Below are 15,213 nucleotides of genomic sequence, written 5' to 3'. Positions count from 1 at the left end.
TCGTCTTAAACGCTAGAATCTTGAGTGTAACCCAAGAGTAACGCTTTTCCAAAGCCTCAAGAACAAAAGAACACCCTTTGCCTCTTTTCCCGTCAGTAAACAAGAAATTTACATTCTCCCTATAATAACGACACGTATAAATAGTTATTCTAATTTAGAAACTATGTGCTAGAGTTCCTCCGTCTCAGACAACGCAACTAGAGAGACGGAAGATAAATAATGAATTCATCCCCTCATTTTGGTGAGCTTATCCGTTCAGATGTTCCTCATGATTCTTTAAAAAAAGACGCTAAGGAATGGTTTGAAACACTGCGTGATCGCATCTGCGCGTCTTATGAAGCTCTTGAAGACGAAGCAGTCGCGAAGAACTCGCAGATACTTAATGGCCGCGAGAAAGCAGGACGCTTTGAGCGCACCGCTTGGGATCGTCCTGAAGGTGGCGGTGGCGTCATGTCGGTTATGCGCGGGCGCGTTTTTGAAAAAGTGGGCGTTAATGTTTCCACCGTTTGGGGCGAATTCTCACCGGAATTCCGCAAACAAATCCCCGGTGCTGAAGAAGATCCACGCTTCTTTGCGACGGGTATTTCGCTCGTGGCGCATCCATGTAACCCCCATGTCAGCGCGGCTCATTTCAACACGCGTATGATCATTACCTCTAAAGGATGGTTTGGTGGCGGGGGTGACATTACACCCATGTTCCCCGACAGCCAGGAAGCCCAAGAGGACGCAGCCCAGTTCCATAAAAAATTTCAGGACGCATGCGATAAGTATGACCCTGACTATTACTCACGCTTCAAAAAATGGTGTGATGAATATTTCTTCCTCAAACACCGCAACGAACCTCGTGGCTTAGGGGGCATTTTCTACGATTGGCTGCGCACAGGTGATCTGGAAAAAGATTTTGCCTTCACTAAAGACGTGGGGAATGCTTTTTACGAATCGTATCCTCAAGCCGTGCGCAACCGCATGTTTACCCCTTGGACAGAGGAAGACCGCCAGGCGCAGCTTACGCGACGTGGCCGTTATGTCGAGTTTAACCTCATTTATGACCGAGGCACGATCTTTGGGCTAAAAACAGGCGGCAATACAGAGGCTATCCTCATGAGCATGCCTCCAGAAGCACACTGGCCCTGATATAAGCACATCTTTACTGGGTTCCCCTTTATACCGGGAGCCTAGTAACGCTGCTCTTCTTCAGGAGAGTCCTCGACTACACCATCAACAAGCACATGTGGCAAACCACGAGGACAGACTTCGAGCCGTGTTCTCACCCCATACACATCTGCCAGAATGTCTGGTGTGGTCACGTCCATCACGACCCCTTGCCCAATCAGACGTCCCTCGCGCATATACACAACATCGTCAGCACGTTGCAGAGCAATGTTAAGGTCATGCACCACAAGCAATGTGACGATCCCGCGCGCCTGCGTTTCACGCCGCACGGCATCCATAACAGCAAATTGATAGCGAAGATCTAGCGCACTCAGCGGTTCATCAAGCAACAACAGTTCTGGCTTTCGCACGAGAGCTTGTGCCAAGCCGACGAGCTGCCGCTGCCCGCCGGAAAGTTCGTCCAAATACCGTAAAGCTAAGTCGGCAATACCAAGTCCCTCTAAGACCTCCATAGCCTCAGAAAGCGCGCATTCAGCAGAGACACCCTCTCCCGCACGACGGGCCACCATGACAGCTTCAAGAACTTGGAGATGAACTTCAGGCGGGAGACTTTGCGGAAGATAGGCACCAATCCGAGCTCTCGCCCCTGCAGGAAGCGTTGCAAGGTTACGCCCTTTCAGCACAACCTCCCCCTTAGAGGCGGTTAAACCAGCGACTGCACGCAAGAACGTGGACTTTCCAGAGCCATTTGGCCCAAGCAGGGCCGTCACCCGGCCGGGACGCATATTATCGAGAGAAATCCCGTGCAAAATTTCGCGCTTCCCATAGCTCACAGTGAGACCGTGAACCAGAAGACCTTCTTCCTGAGACCGTGCGTTTGTCATATTCCCCGTCATTATCTGCCTCGTTTCAACACGACACCGAGGAAAAATGGAATCCCAACCAAAGCCGTCACAATCCCTACGGGAATGACCACGCCTGACATGATGTTCTTCGCAGCAATGGACGAAAGCGACATAATCAAACACCCGCATAGAGCTGACCCGGGCAGGTAAAAGCGATGATCCTCCCCCAGCAAACGACGGGCAATATGCGGCGCAACCAGTCCGACAAAGCCAATCGTACCAACAAAGGACACAGCCAGAGCCGACAAAATACTCACACGCAGCAATGACATCATGCGTAAACGATGCACGTCCACCCCGTAACTCGCCGCACGATCCTCCCCCAGACGCAAGGCCGTCATCGCTGGTGCTGCACGCCAGCAAAAAGGCAAAACAACTAAACAGCCAGCTGCAAGCACAGCAATTTTTCCCCAACTTGCTCGAGTGAGGCTGCCCATTGTCCAAAAGACGAGCTCTTGTAAGGCGTCTTCATCAGCAACGAATTGCATCAGTGATACGAGCGCATGAAAGGTAAAAACGAGGGCAATCCCGAATAAGACAACCATCGTTGTAGAGCGCGCCCTTACCCGCGCCACGAGCTCCAGCAAGACAGCCGACCCAACGGCGAATATAAACGCCTCAAGGGGAACCATCCATGTCTCTGGCATGTAGGGCAAACGCCACTGCAAGACGATCGCCAACGATGCACCAAATGCCGCTGCGGCTGAAACCCCTAGCGTAAAGGGACTCGCTAAAGGATTATCCAAAATGGTCTGCATTTCCCCACCAGAAATGCCAAGCGCAAGCCCGACCAACACCGCCATCAAGGCGTACGGCAGGCGAATATGCCAGACGATCACGGCATTCATGCCAGAAGATGGATTTAACAGAGCATGAACAAGCTGCATCGGCGATAACGCCGCCGGCCCAAGCGAAAAATCCAGCAATAAAGACGCCAGAATAAGCACACCCAAAACAAGCAATACGACCACGCGATGATGGGTCAATTTCGCATAAGATTGGCGCATTCCCGTCAAACGTTGCGCAATCTTTTCCCGTTTTCGGGCTTCTGTTGATGAAGAAACGGACGGCATTTCAGTGAACATCAGCTTTAATCCAGTACGTGCCACTCACTGGAAGATTTGTGAAACGACTCTGGAGCTCACGGCGGTCTGCCTCAGGGTCAAGCTGAGGGAAAAGCTCTGGATAAAACCATTTTGCCATGACTTCCACAGCGAGAATATTAAAGGGGCTGTCATAGAAGGTATGCCAAATGCCGTAAGTTCGGCCCGTTTGTACCGCACGCAGACCGGCAAGTTCTGGCGCCTCCAGTAAGCTGTTAAGCGACGCTTTGGCTTGCTCAGCCGTCACTTGAGAGCCCATTTTGAGCCCCGGCCCAGACCGCACCGGCCCGCGCGTTCCATCAAGCAACAAAATATCGGGGTCTAACGCGATCAGCTTCTCAGCCGACACTTCTCCTAAGTAGCCAGGGAGCAGTCCGTCAGCGACATTACGGCCCCCTGCCGTTTCAATAAAAGCGCCCATATTGCCATGCCCCGCCGTGTGACAGCAGCTCTGCCGTGCTCCTGCAAGCATATCAATAAAGACCCGAGGGCGTTTATTCTCCGGAATCTTATCAACGACAGATTGAATAGCCTTGAGCCGTTGTTCATAAAAATCCGTATAGGCCTTTGCTTCTTCCTCCCGCCCTAAAACTTCACCGAGAATACGCATACTCGGCACAGTCGTTTTGATTGGGTCTTCACGGAAATCAACAAAAACCACAGGGATATGAGCCGCTTTTAAGCGCTCCGTCACATCTCCAGACTGCCCTGGCCCATGCCCTGTTGTACTAAAAATGGCCACATCGGGATGTAGATCAAGCAGCTTTTCGGGGCTGATGGTATCGGCCGAGCTGCGCCCGATCACGGCAACCTGATCAGCCTTTGGGAAAGCCTGACGCATCTGCTCATAATTCTGCGCATCTGCCTCACGGAACTCTCCTTGCCAACCGACGACGCGATCGAACAAATGCTCTTTTTCTAGCGGTTCCAGAGCGTAAATAAGCCGTCCTTCCCCCAGAACGAGACGCTGCGGATGGTCAGGGATAGACACAACATGGCCCGTAATGTCCGTTATATCCTTGGCTTGACTGCAAGGACTCAGCGCAGCGCATCCACCGGTTAAGACAGCAACTGCACCTATAGCATGCATGACAGATTTCAGGGACACGTCTCTACTCTCCCGCCCCCCTCAAAACGGGGCCTTTCCCATATCGGTAGGTTTCTTAGCATGCGGAAATGGTCAGAAATTTCCTACGGTGCGATACAAGAAGTTAATAATCATTCGCGATTTCGTGTTATACCTGACCCAGCCGTGCAATCCAAGCTCTACACGCTTGTAAAACTTTTAAAAAAGTAAGTACAATCCCTTACTTTTCTGACAAACAGCCCATCTACAATATTTTCATAAATATTGTTTATGATCGACGTCTCTTTAATAGAATGCGCACAGCTCCTCGGTTGCTATTATGAGAATGCACAACCGCCAGAATCATCGGGCGCACGTCACTACGCTGTAACCACAGGGGCAATTCGCGACGAATAGTCCCCCCTCGTGCACCACTCCCCAACCCTGTAACAATCTCAACACAACGCCACCGCATCCCCCGCGCACGATGCATAAAGTGCAACAAAGCCTCAAAAGCATCTTGGACAATGTAACCATGCAAGTCGAGGCGTGCTTCCACACGCATCTCCCCCCGCGACAGACGACGCCACTGCGTATTATCAAGCCCGGGAGCACGCTTCCCGATAGCAAGCTCTTGAGTACGTTTGGGCCGCTCCTGCGCTACAGAAAGCGTTGTTTTAAACGCTTTTAAGGCCTTCGGCTGCACAGACTTCTTACGATGCTTCTCCAAAGTTTTGTCAGGTTTCGCAGGAGATGGTGGCAAAGAAGACTGTGCATGAGAGGCCCTTAACGGCGCGACATCACGCATAGCCAAACGCCATAACGCTGCCTCATCATCATGTACGCTCCGTTTCCCCACAGCCTATTTCCCTAATCATTCCGCCCGGTTGAGGCTCGCACCATAATGGGCCTGCATCATATTGTAAAAAAACGCGTTAACGCCTCAGTTAAACGCCTTTCTCAGCAAGCAACGCCCGCAAGCGCTCGCGGGCAACGCGCACATAGCTTGTATCTGCTTCGACCCCAATACCTTGGAGACCTAGTTTTTCCGCAGCTAGAAGCGTTGTTCCCGTTCCCATAAAGGGATCAAGCACGACACTGTCCCGGTCAAACCCATGCAATTGTAAGCAGCGCTCTGGTAATGCGAGTGGAAAGGTACCCGGATGGCTAAACTTCCCCTTACGACTGCGCACAGTTTCGTAAGGGATAAACCATGTATCTCCCCGGCAACGACGATCAGCAGCATGCTGACGACGGGTGATATTGCTTTTATCTGTAAACGGCACACCCGCCTGTAACCGCTCAACCGGCACATCACCATGCTTCGTTAAATGGAAAACATGCTCGTGATTCCGATTCACAAAGCGTGGTGAATTAACAGGCTTGAAATGGCCATATGTCACATCCCCAACCGCTACAGATTTTATCCATGAAATATGGTTCTGTAACGTAAAGAGACGCCGCAAACGAACCATAAGCTCAAAAGGCAACCACGGCTGGGACGATGAGCCCGCAATATTGAGGAAAAAGGAGCCATCGTCACGCATAACGCGTGAGATTTGTGCACAGACCCCTTCCATCCACGCTAAATAATCTTCCTCAGAGAGGCGATCCTTATAGCTACGATACGCTAAGCCTAGGTTATAAGGCGGAGACGTAATGACGACATCAACACTCTTTGATGGCAAGCGTTTCAACACACGGGCACAATCTGCACGGTATAAAACGTGCCGCCCTAACGTCTCCCGGCGGGTGCGAATCATTTGGGTGGAAAGTCCAATGCTTCCGATGCATCTTCTGATCGCGCTGACGGTCTGGGTAGCAACAAAATCATACGACCCGGACTTTTGAGGTCACCGGCCATCGCTTCAGCACTCTCTCCCCATCCTGTGAAGAGATCCGCCCGTCCGGCTCCTCTGATGTTTGTACCAACATCCTGCGCAAAGGTTAAATGCTTCCAAGGTGTCATTTGCCCTTGTTGGTCTTTTACAGATGTTTCTACCCAAATAGGCGTCGCATACGGCACCAGCGCACGGTCAATCGCCAAAGAGCGTTGGGGCGTCAGCGGTATCCCAAGAGCGCCTCCCGGCCCTTCAAAGGGGGAGCGTTCCACCTTACGAAAGAAAACATAATTAGGATTCTTCTCCATAACGGACAGCATGTCTTGCGGATGCGTCTGGAGCCATTCCCGAATGCTTTCAGCCGTCACTTCTCCCGTCTTCAAGGCGCCACGCTCTACGAGCACACGTCCAATCGGATTATAAGGCTGCCCATTCCGTCCATCATAAGCAACCCGTATCATTTTTCCGTCAGGAAGGTGGAGTCGCCCGGCTCCTTGTAGCTGCAAGAAAAACACATCAACAGGGCTTTTTAGCCACGCGATCTCAAGCCCTTTGCCATTCAACGCTCCGGCATTAATCGCCGCCCGATCATCATAAGGCTGGAAGACGGAATTAACCCAGTGACCAAAAACAACCGCGCCCGTATCTGTGCGCCCACGCAGCAAGTCAGCAGGCCGCCGATAAAGAGGATATTGATAAACCCCTTGACGTTGTAAAGAAGCTTCAACTTGCGGCTCATAATAGCCTGTATAAAAAGCAGGCTCTTGGATGAGATAAGGCTGAAACCATGTCTCAAAATATTGCCGAGCTTCCTCAGGCGTTGTCTGCTCGGATGATGGCAAAGCCCGACACGCCCCCGCCCAGTCACTGACCTTGCGCCCATACGGCAATGACGTCGCTCCCCCTAAAGACGCATTGGGAGCCAGCTGCGTTAAACGGCGACACTCAGTGCGCACCATACTCAACAACGGCTGATGTTGCTCTTGCTCCCAATAACTGAGATGAGAAAAATCCACCTTGTGGATATCCATATCTCCCGAAGGAACGCCTGGCATGCATGCTGAAAGCAGCATAACCAAAGCAAGCAGGGGCGAATAACGCATCATGTCAGCAATACCAAAACTCGGCCATTCCATCGCCAATGGCGCCTCCATTGCTGGAAGCGTCAAATTATATCAAAAGCCGCTCAAAGACTTTAAGCGACAGCAGTCTCTGCCAAGCGCCAATGCCCATCAATCAGAGCAAACCCCCACATATCACGGAATTCAGTGAGAGATTCAGTCCCCCCAACCATTTTCCCATGAGAGTTTTTCACGTAACGTACCTGCCACGACGTAATCAGCACATTGATCTGACAGCTAGCAGCTTGTTCTTCGGGGAAAATAATGTCGGAAATTTCCAGCCGTTCCATGCGCTTCACGTCAACATGTAAACGATCACCATCGTTTTCTCTCTGCCGCAATGCTTTTTGAAAAGCTGTAAAGACCTGAGGCGTCAAGCTTTCTTCCAGCAGCAGTATATCGGTATGAGCAAATGCCTTTACGATTTTTTGAAACATCTCTTCAGCTTGTTCCAAAAATGCCTTCCCCTGAAATTTAGAAGACACCGTCGCTACCTTGAGAAGCTTTTGCCCAAGCGGACTATCAGCCTGCGGCACAACATACTCTGTCTGCTCCTCCGCAGCCTGAACGCTCCCCGGCAATGGAGGGGGTTGCATCGTATTCGAAGCCGTCTTGCGACGCCCCATCTTTTCTACATGTGCCATGAGCCGATAATTCTCCTGCCTATCCCCTTGTGCGCCAATTTTACGCCCAAGCACGCGATATAACGTTGCACCTAAGATGAGCGCAATGACAGCCAATACAATAATATCCCAAGGGGGGTGAGCCATTATATATTCCAAGACTGGTTCCAAACCTTAAATTTGCCGGTCCGACAAAAGCTATCTCTAAAAATAGAATGCCCAGCCACTAATCTCAACCTCCCCCTCTCCTTCAATTCTGCTTAAAAACCTTATCATATGCTCAAAACGTGCATTTTCATGGGCTGAAGCGCGTCTTCTTCTTGGCCCATTTAGCAATCCATGCTACCGGCAAGAGGCTATTGTTTTACACATAACTAGAAAAAGTTGGAAATATTATGTCCGCCAACGAAAACAACGCTCCATCTCAGGATAATACACCGCCCAGCATCCCGCTGGCGATTAACCTGCAATATACAAAAGACCTCTCTTTTGAGGTTCCACGGGGCGCTGAAACCTTCGCCTCATTGCGCAGTGCCCCACAAGTTGGCGTCAATATCGACGTGCAAGCAAACCGTATTGAAAAAGATCAGCCGGTTTTCGAAGTCTCTGTCATCATCCGCGCAGAAGCCACTGAGCCTGCCGCTGAGGGCAGCAATGAACCTGGCCGTATCGTCTTTATCGTTGAGCTCACCTATGCGGCGATTGTAACGCTCGAAGGCGCTCCTGATGACCTCGTTGAGCCACTTCTGCTGGTCGAGGCCCCACGCCTTCTCTTCCCATTCGCTCGTGCAATTGTCAGCGATGTTACCCGCGATGGTGGCTTCCCACCGATCGTACTTCAGCCGATCGACTTTGCTGCTCTTTGGCAAGCAAAACGGGAGCAAAACTTCCCAGAGCCAGAAGGCGAAGCATAAAATCTGTTTCGGAAAAGAGGGGCTTCGGCTCCTCTTTTTTATGTCAGGGGCTTCCGAGCACCGCTAGTGGATCTCCAAAACAGACCTCCCGCCACACGATTTCTCGTGCTTCAGCGGCAATCGCCTCAGACAAGCACACAGCCCGCACGTTCGGCAAAGCGGCGATTAATGATGCCGGACAAAGAGAGAGAAACGCGCGCACTGTCTCTGCTGAATAAAAACAGATTGCCTCAACGTCTCGCTCACTCAATGCCTGCACCGCTTCCTTTGCCAAGCAAGATGCGCGTTGAACTTGGTATCCTTTAACCCATCGGGCCCCAAGCTGGTCTGCAACCGTTCGGCTATAAGCTTGCCCACGCCAGCCACACCCACATACAAAGCTCACACGCTCTCCTGAGAGGCCATGGGCACGGCATAGAGCGACCAACCCCTCTCTCTTCCCTCGGGCTGCCCTTACCTGCGTAAAGCCCGCCTGCCGTGCTCTGTCTGCTGTCTTTTCTCCCACTGTCAGGAGAAGTCGCTCTTTAGGCTGCTCAGCTAGCGCAGGTAACGCCTGAGCGCTCGTAATGACCAACGCATCCCCCTCAATCAATGGTAAGGTCTCTGCGGGCTGTATCACCATGACAGGGCAGGACATGGCATGCCATCCCCTCTCCCGTAACCGAGCCAGCGTGTCCGACAAACCCGGCTCAGGACGTGTCACCACGACCTTACGCGAGGACGCTTTGTTCATGATGGATTAATAATTTTTTCAAAGATGTGCGGGGGCGTATTAGCTCGCAGCTCAATCCCAAGCTCTCGTCCCATTTTAGCAGCGTCTGTTGGACGTCCCTTCGCTTCACGACGCAGTAAAAACGCTCCATCTTCGCTCGCAACTAAACCGCTGAGGTGAAGCTCGCCGTCTTTGAGACGTGCATAGCCACCAATTGGCGTACGGCAAGACCCATCCAACTCTGCGAGTAAGCTGCGCTCTGCTGTGGCAACAGCGCGGGCCTCTGGGTCTTCAATCGCAGAAAGCAGTTCACGCAACTCGTAATTGCTCTCACGCACTGTCACACCCACAATCCCCTGTCCTGACGCTGGCAACATATGTTCCGGCTCTAGAGGGACATCAATGCGGTCTTCCATACCCAAACGTTTCAGGCCCGCACAAGCGAGCAACGTCGCATCACACACGCCTGCATTAAGCTTATCAAGACGTGTCTGCACATTGCCGCGCAATAAGCAAAAACGCAGATCGGGACGTCTATGAAGCATTTGTGCCTGACGTCGCACCGACGCACACCCAACCAATGCGCCCTTAGGCAAGCAAGCGTAAGGGTCATTGGGATCTACTTTAACGGTTCGATCTCGCAGAACCAGAGCATCACGCGCATCTTCACGCTTCATTGTGCACGCTAAGACTAGGCCAGGTGGCAGATTGGTTTCCAAATCCTTTAAACTATGCACAGCGAAATCAATCCCGCCCAGCGCAAGAAGTTCGTGGATTTCTTTGGAGAAAAGACCTTTCCCACCAATCTCAGCCAAGCGATCTTTCAAATTTAGATCACCCGACGTATTCATCTGCTCTTCTTTAAAAGCACCCATATCGCGCAGAACAGGGCAAAAGCGCGTCAGACGCGTTAGAAAATGACGCGTTTGTACCAACGCTAGAGGAGAGGCACGCGTCCCAACCCGCAGCGGCAATTTATTACGCCGCGACGATGAATGTGCGTGAGAGCGCTTTGCTGCCTCAGCAGCAATATGCTGAAGAGCATCAGAGGAAGGAAGAGATACAGTCATAGCGGTTTCTGTATCTGGGTTCATTAGGGGTGTCATGCAAGAAAATTATTCGGCATAATACGATTATTATGCCCAGTCTTGTCTCTGTTACCCCTTTGCTTGCGATCGAAACATCGTGCGATGATACCGCGTGTGCGATCCTTGATGCCCACGGAACCGTCCTTTCTGAAGCCCTTTTGTCGCAGGAAAGTCACGCCGCTCTCGGTGGTGTTGTACCGGAAATTGCAGCCCGCGCACACCTTGATATTCTGCCAAATTTGGTTGATCTCACCCTCGAGCGTGCTGGCCTTACTTTAGGTGATATCGCCCTCTTTGCCGCGACCACAGGCCCCGGTCTTATTGGGGGGCTTATCGTTGGGAGTAACTACGCAAAAGGGCTCGCCCTCTCACAGGGGAAACCTTTTATAGGCATCAATCATATCGAAGGACATATTTTAACACCACGTCTTCCCAGTGCTCTTGCTGATGAGGGAATCACGCTTTCCTTCCCCTATCTTGCTATGCTCGTCTCTGGTGGGCATTGCCAATGCGTGAGTGTCGAAGAAACAGGGCATTATCGTCGCTTAGGCGGCACGATTGATGATTCAGCAGGTGAGGCTTTTGATAAAGTCGCTAAAATGCTCGGTCTCGGCTGGCCCGGCGGCCCTGCTCTGGAAAAACTTGCGACAGAGGGCGATGATGCCGCTTATGCGCTGCCACGCCCTCTCAAAGGGCGGGACGGATGTGATTTTTCCTTCTCTGGCCTTAAAACAGCCGTTTCTCGCTTGATTGAACCTTATGGGAAGGCTGCCCTCCCTCATCGCATTGCCGCTGACCTCGCTGCATCCTTCCAACGTGCTGTGGCCGATGTGATGGAAGACCGGGCCGAACATGCCCTCGCTCTAGCCCCGCACGCCACCGCCCTTGTTGTTGCAGGCGGTGTAGCAGCCAATCGTACCTTACGCGCACGACTAGAAAGCGTTGCCGAACGGCACGCCATTCCTTTCTTCGCCCCTCCATTAAGGCTTTGCACCGATAACGCGGTTATGATTGGCTGGGCTGCGTTAGAACGCCTTGCCCAAGGGGAAAGGCCTAACGATATTGCCATAGCACCCCGTCCACGTTGGCCGCTTTCTGAGCGCCAACCCTATCGATCTTCTTCCGTGGAGACATTGCCATGACCCGGCTTCCTCATATCGCCGTGATCGGCGCTGGGGCATGGGGCACGGCCCTCGCTTGCAGCGCCGCTCAAATCGCCAACGTGTCCCTATGGACACGCAGCCCTGTTGCTCCGGATACACGCTCTATGCCGCGCCTACCAGATGTGCGCTTGCCAGAACGTGTGTCTGTGACCAACACCCTCCCTCATGAAGCTGACGTTATACTGCTGGTCGTCCCCACCCAAGCCCTGCGCGATACGTCCCTAGCACTCGAAAAAAACCTTCCTGCTCATGTGCCGGTTATCACCTGCTGCAAAGGGATGGAACAAGGCACCTTTGCGCTCCCTCTCGAAGTGCTTGCTCAAACCATGCCAGACCATCCAGCAGCGGTTCTTTCTGGCCCCAACTTCGCCATTGAGATCGCAAAAGGACTCCCTGCTGCAGCAACACTCGCAGCATCAGACCTGTCCTTTGCTCAAGACCTTGCCAAACGCCTTACCACCCCGACATTACGCCTTTATGCCAGCAATGACCCTTTTGGCGTGCAGATGGCCGGGGCGGCTAAAAATGTCATCGCCATTGGGGCTGGGATTACCGTTGGTGCAGAGATGGGGGAAAATGCCCGCGCTGCACTCATTACTCGCTCTTTAGCGGAACTTGGCCGCTTGATTGAAACGATGGGCGGACAAGCCCGCACCATTTATGGTTTAGCGGGCATGGGGGATCTCATCCTCACGGCCACGGGCCCAGGGTCTCGCAATTATAGCCTCGGGATCGCGCTTGGTCGGGGGGAAAGTCTGGATTCTATTCTTGCCCAACGCAGCACCGTCTCTGAAGGCGTTCTTACCGCGCCAACCCTCCAAAAGCTTGGGCAACGGCACGGAATTGAGACCCCTATCATCAACACCATCACACGCCTTCTGTCAGGAGAGCTGACACCTGAACGCGCCCGTGACGAGCTACTCGATCGCCCCCCTGCTTTAGAATAACTCACCCTCTCTTGCCCCTCGCTTATGACGGAATAAGACAATGACAACGGCCTATGATTTCCGCCTCCCCGCTCTTGAAGGGGGAGAGATTGACCTTTCCCAATGGAAGGGACGCCCAATCCTCATCGTCAATACTGCGTCCGAATGTGGGTTCACCCCCCAATATGAGGCATTGCAATATCTCTGGCGCACCTTGGGCCATTCCACACCCAATGGCTTGGTCATTTTGGGGGTGCCGAGCAATGATTTCGGCAAGCAAGAACCCGGTTCCGCAGACGACATTCAAGGGTTCTGCCAACGACGCTACGGTGTGAGCTTTCCGCTCGCAGCAAAAAGTGTTGTGCGTGGCCCTCATGCGATCCCGCTCTTCCGCTGGCTCGCAGATGAAGGAGGCTTCCTCTCGCGGCCACGCTGGAACTTCTATAAATATCTCATCAATCGTGAAGGCAGACTTCAACGATGGTTTACTCCGCTGACACGTCCCGATGCGCCACGTTTTCTCGAAGAAGTGCAGCGCACCACCTTTAAATTTTAACCCTTCTCATGCCCTCTTTTCCCCAAGGCCTGTGCCGTGCTGCGTAATCTTTTAACCGTTGGCGGATGGACAATGCTCTCCCGCCTTCTCGGGCTTGTCCGAGATCAACTGCTCGCTATGTTCTTGGGGGCTGGCCCGGTTCAAGATGCGTATCAATTTGCCCTGCGCCTGCCCAATATGTTCCGCAGCCTTTTTGGGGAAGGCGCACTAAGCGCAGCCTTTGTGCCGCTCTTTACAGCACGCTATGAAAAAGAGGGCCGCCATAGTGCACTCGTCCTTGCTGGGCAGGCCTTCTCACTACTTTTGACGTGGCTTATTTTGCTGACCGTCATTGCTGAACTCTGTATGCCGTGGCTCATTGACCTCACAGCGCCGGGCTTCCGCCATGGCGGCGCAGAGCGTTTCGCACTCGCTGTGCAGCTTACCCGCATCACTATGCCTTACACCGTGCTCATTTGCGGGGCCGCCCTCGTCGCCGGTGTGCTCAATGGGCGAAACCATTTTAGTGCAGCATCAGCGGCCTATGTCTCGTTTAATGTGGTCGGGATTACCGCCATTCTCCTTGGGGCGTTCTTCTGCCCCCATCACGTCGCACGCATCAGCGCATGGGGCATTACAGTCTCGGGCATTGTACAGCTTGGTGGGTTACTATGGGCCGCAAAACGCGTCGGTGTACTGCCCATCATTTCCCTCCCCATGCTGTCACGCGACGTAAAGCTGCTCATCCGACGGATGGTTCCCGGCTTAATCGGCTCTGGTGTCACACAGATCAACCTGACGATTGATACAATCATTGCCACCCTCTTACCGACAGGTTCTATTTCGTGGCTCTATTTCGCTGATCGCGTCAATCAACTCCCCCTCGGTGTCTTAGGGGCCGCATTAGGCACAACATTGCTGCCACTCCTCACCCGCCATGTGACCGACCAAGACCGCCCTGCCATGCAGGCAAGCCTCAACAAAGCACTGGACTACGCGTTACTCCTTACCCTCCCGGCGACCATGGGCTTGCTCGCCTTAGCCCCTGCGATTATCGCCGGCTTGTTTGGCTATGGTCATTTCACTCCACGCGATGTCATCCATTCAGGTGAAGCGTTGCGCGCTTATGCGCTCGGCCTCCCCGCTTTTATTGTCGTCAAACTCTTAGCGCCGGCCTTTTTTGCTGAAGGCGATACCGCAACCCCCGTCCGTGTGGGGTTCCTCACACTCGCACTGAACCTTGTGTTGAACTTATTGCTCTATCGCACTCTTGCCCATATCGCACCGCCGCTTGCCAGTACCATCGCCGCTTGTGTGAATATGATTATTTTGGGGGTCATGCTCTATAAACGCGCCGCTTTCCGCCCAACAACACAGACGGCCAAACGTAACCTGCTCATCGCTCTATCTGCTGTGCTGATGGCAGGATGGGCCTTTGGTGGAGAATGGCTCCTCGCCCCTACCCTTCCAACATGGCACGCTCTGCCGCGCTTAATGATGCTCAGCGCGCTGATTGTATCCAGCGCGCTGATTTACGCTCTTTTGCTCGTCTTCTTCCGAGTGCTCAGCCCTTCCGAGCTGAGCAAAATGGTCAAGCGCCGCCTACAACGCCAGTAAAACAGCTTCAAGTAATTTAACGAGCGCGATGAGCTTTTGCTGATCATCCTCAGAAAAGCGATCCTTCCGTGGGCTATCGATATCTAGCACCCCGTACACCGCGCCGTTCACAATGATGGGAATCACAATTTCCGATTCGGTCGCACCATCACACGCAATGTGACCATCAAATTGGTGCACATCCGCCACGCGCTGCACAGAATGTGAATGCGCCGCAACGCCACACACACCCCGTCCAACGGGAATACGCGTGCAGGCTAACCGTCCCTGAAACGGGCCTAAAACAAGCTCTGCATCACGCATGATGTAGAACCCAACCCAGTTCACATCAGGCAATGCCTCGTAAAGCAGAGCTGAGAGATTGGCCATGTTAGCAATAGGGTCTGATTCTGCCTCCAAAAGCCCTTGGGCAACCGGAAAAACATCATCAAACGCGATAGATTGTTGGGGTGCTGTACTCATGCACCATAGATTAGAAGCTTTTCA

General features: G+C 52.8%; 16 protein-coding genes. 6 read left to right on the top strand and 10 right to left on the bottom strand.

Annotation, left to right across the window (positions count from 1 at the left end):
- The first annotated feature begins 219 nt into the window (after nucleotides 1-219).
- Nucleotides 220-1,134, top strand: a complete 915-nt coding sequence (gene hemF / locus GS535_RS06485; protein ID WP_160791303.1) for an oxygen-dependent coproporphyrinogen oxidase — start codon at nucleotides 220-222, stop codon at nucleotides 1,132-1,134.
- A gap of 41 nt (nucleotides 1,135-1,175) precedes the next feature.
- Here hemF and GS535_RS06480 read toward each other — a convergent pair whose 3' ends face one another.
- The 7 genes from GS535_RS06480 to GS535_RS06450 all read right to left on the bottom strand — a co-directional run bounded on the left by GS535_RS06480 (nucleotide 1,176) and on the right by GS535_RS06450 (nucleotide 7,919).
- On the bottom strand, nucleotides 1,176-1,997 hold the full coding sequence (locus GS535_RS06480; RefSeq protein ID WP_160791302.1) for an ABC transporter ATP-binding protein: 822 nt from the start codon (nucleotides 1,995-1,997) through the stop codon (nucleotides 1,176-1,178).
- A gap of 11 nt (nucleotides 1,998-2,008) precedes the next feature.
- A complete protein-coding gene (locus tag GS535_RS06475) occupies nucleotides 2,009-3,103 on the bottom strand; it encodes an iron ABC transporter permease (RefSeq protein ID WP_160791301.1) in 1,095 nt (364 codons plus the stop codon).
- Nucleotides 3,093-4,229 carry an ABC transporter substrate-binding protein gene (locus GS535_RS06470; protein ID WP_370518130.1) on the bottom strand — a complete coding sequence of 379 codons (1,137 nt, stop codon included), beginning with the start codon at nucleotides 4,227-4,229 and terminating at the stop codon, nucleotides 3,093-3,095. Before GS535_RS06470 ends, GS535_RS06475 begins: the two co-directional genes overlap by 11 nt.
- 247 nt (nucleotides 4,230-4,476) lie before the next feature.
- Entirely contained in the window at nucleotides 4,477-5,046 is a 570-nt protein-coding gene (locus GS535_RS06465) for a Smr/MutS family protein (protein ID WP_160791300.1), read from the bottom strand.
- An 88-nt stretch (nucleotides 5,047-5,134) separates the two neighbouring features.
- Nucleotides 5,135-5,950, bottom strand: a complete 816-nt coding sequence (locus GS535_RS06460) for a site-specific DNA-methyltransferase (RefSeq protein WP_160791299.1) — start codon at nucleotides 5,948-5,950, stop codon at nucleotides 5,135-5,137.
- The gene (locus tag GS535_RS06455; protein ID WP_237442215.1) at nucleotides 5,947-7,164 is read right to left on the bottom strand and encodes a murein transglycosylase A; all 1,218 of its coding nucleotides are present in this window, start codon (nucleotides 7,162-7,164) and stop codon (nucleotides 5,947-5,949) included. The genes GS535_RS06460 and GS535_RS06455 overlap by 4 nt, the downstream gene beginning before the upstream one ends.
- 59 nt (nucleotides 7,165-7,223) lie before the next feature.
- The gene (locus GS535_RS06450; protein WP_160791298.1) at nucleotides 7,224-7,919 is read right to left on the bottom strand and encodes a Tim44/TimA family putative adaptor protein; all 696 of its coding nucleotides are present in this window, start codon (nucleotides 7,917-7,919) and stop codon (nucleotides 7,224-7,226) included.
- A 248-nt stretch (nucleotides 7,920-8,167) separates the two neighbouring features.
- On the opposite strand from GS535_RS06450, the gene secB reads away from it, so the two are divergent.
- Complete coding sequence (secB, locus tag GS535_RS06445) at nucleotides 8,168-8,686, top strand: protein-export chaperone SecB (RefSeq protein ID WP_160791297.1); 519 nt, start codon at nucleotides 8,168-8,170, stop codon at nucleotides 8,684-8,686.
- A 43-nt stretch (nucleotides 8,687-8,729) separates the two neighbouring features.
- Here secB and GS535_RS06440 read toward each other — a convergent pair whose 3' ends face one another.
- Nucleotides 8,730-9,419: a uroporphyrinogen-III synthase gene (locus tag GS535_RS06440; RefSeq protein ID WP_160791296.1), complete on the bottom strand. Its 690-nt coding sequence runs from the start codon at nucleotides 9,417-9,419 to the stop codon at nucleotides 8,730-8,732.
- Nucleotides 9,416-10,492, bottom strand: coding sequence for a hydroxymethylbilane synthase (gene hemC, locus GS535_RS06435; protein WP_160791295.1), 1,077 nt, complete (start codon nucleotides 10,490-10,492; stop codon nucleotides 9,416-9,418). The genes GS535_RS06440 and hemC overlap by 4 nt, the downstream gene beginning before the upstream one ends.
- A gap of 44 nt (nucleotides 10,493-10,536) precedes the next feature.
- Here hemC and tsaD point away from each other — a divergent pair, with 44 nt between their 5' ends.
- From tsaD to murJ, 4 genes are read left to right on the top strand one after another with little or no spacing between them, the layout of a single operon-like run.
- The gene (gene tsaD, locus GS535_RS06430; RefSeq protein ID WP_160791294.1) at nucleotides 10,537-11,628 is read left to right on the top strand and encodes a tRNA (adenosine(37)-N6)-threonylcarbamoyltransferase complex transferase subunit TsaD; all 1,092 of its coding nucleotides are present in this window, start codon (nucleotides 10,537-10,539) and stop codon (nucleotides 11,626-11,628) included.
- Nucleotides 11,625-12,596, top strand: coding sequence for an NAD(P)H-dependent glycerol-3-phosphate dehydrogenase (locus tag GS535_RS06425; RefSeq protein WP_160791293.1), 972 nt, complete (start codon nucleotides 11,625-11,627; stop codon nucleotides 12,594-12,596). Before tsaD ends, GS535_RS06425 begins: the two co-directional genes overlap by 4 nt.
- A gap of 40 nt (nucleotides 12,597-12,636) precedes the next feature.
- A complete protein-coding gene (locus GS535_RS06420) occupies nucleotides 12,637-13,131 on the top strand; it encodes a glutathione peroxidase (RefSeq protein ID WP_160791292.1) in 495 nt (164 codons plus the stop codon).
- Between the two features lie 36 nt (nucleotides 13,132-13,167).
- Entirely contained in the window at nucleotides 13,168-14,727 is a 1,560-nt protein-coding gene (gene murJ / locus GS535_RS06415; protein WP_160791291.1) for a murein biosynthesis integral membrane protein MurJ, read from the top strand.
- On the opposite strand, the gene GS535_RS06410 is transcribed toward murJ, so the two are convergent.
- Nucleotides 14,713-15,189 carry a GAF domain-containing protein gene (locus tag GS535_RS06410; RefSeq protein WP_160791290.1) on the bottom strand — a complete coding sequence of 159 codons (477 nt, stop codon included), beginning with the start codon at nucleotides 15,187-15,189 and terminating at the stop codon, nucleotides 14,713-14,715. The genes murJ and GS535_RS06410 overlap by 15 nt on opposite strands.
- Between the last annotated feature and the right edge of the window lie 24 nt (nucleotides 15,190-15,213).

The organism is Saccharibacter sp. EH611 (assembly GCF_009834765.1).
GTDB lineage: Bacteria > Pseudomonadota > Alphaproteobacteria > Acetobacterales > Acetobacteraceae > Saccharibacter.
Note: the sequence above shows the minus strand (reverse complement) of the source record. Positions and strands in the feature narration are given on the sequence as shown.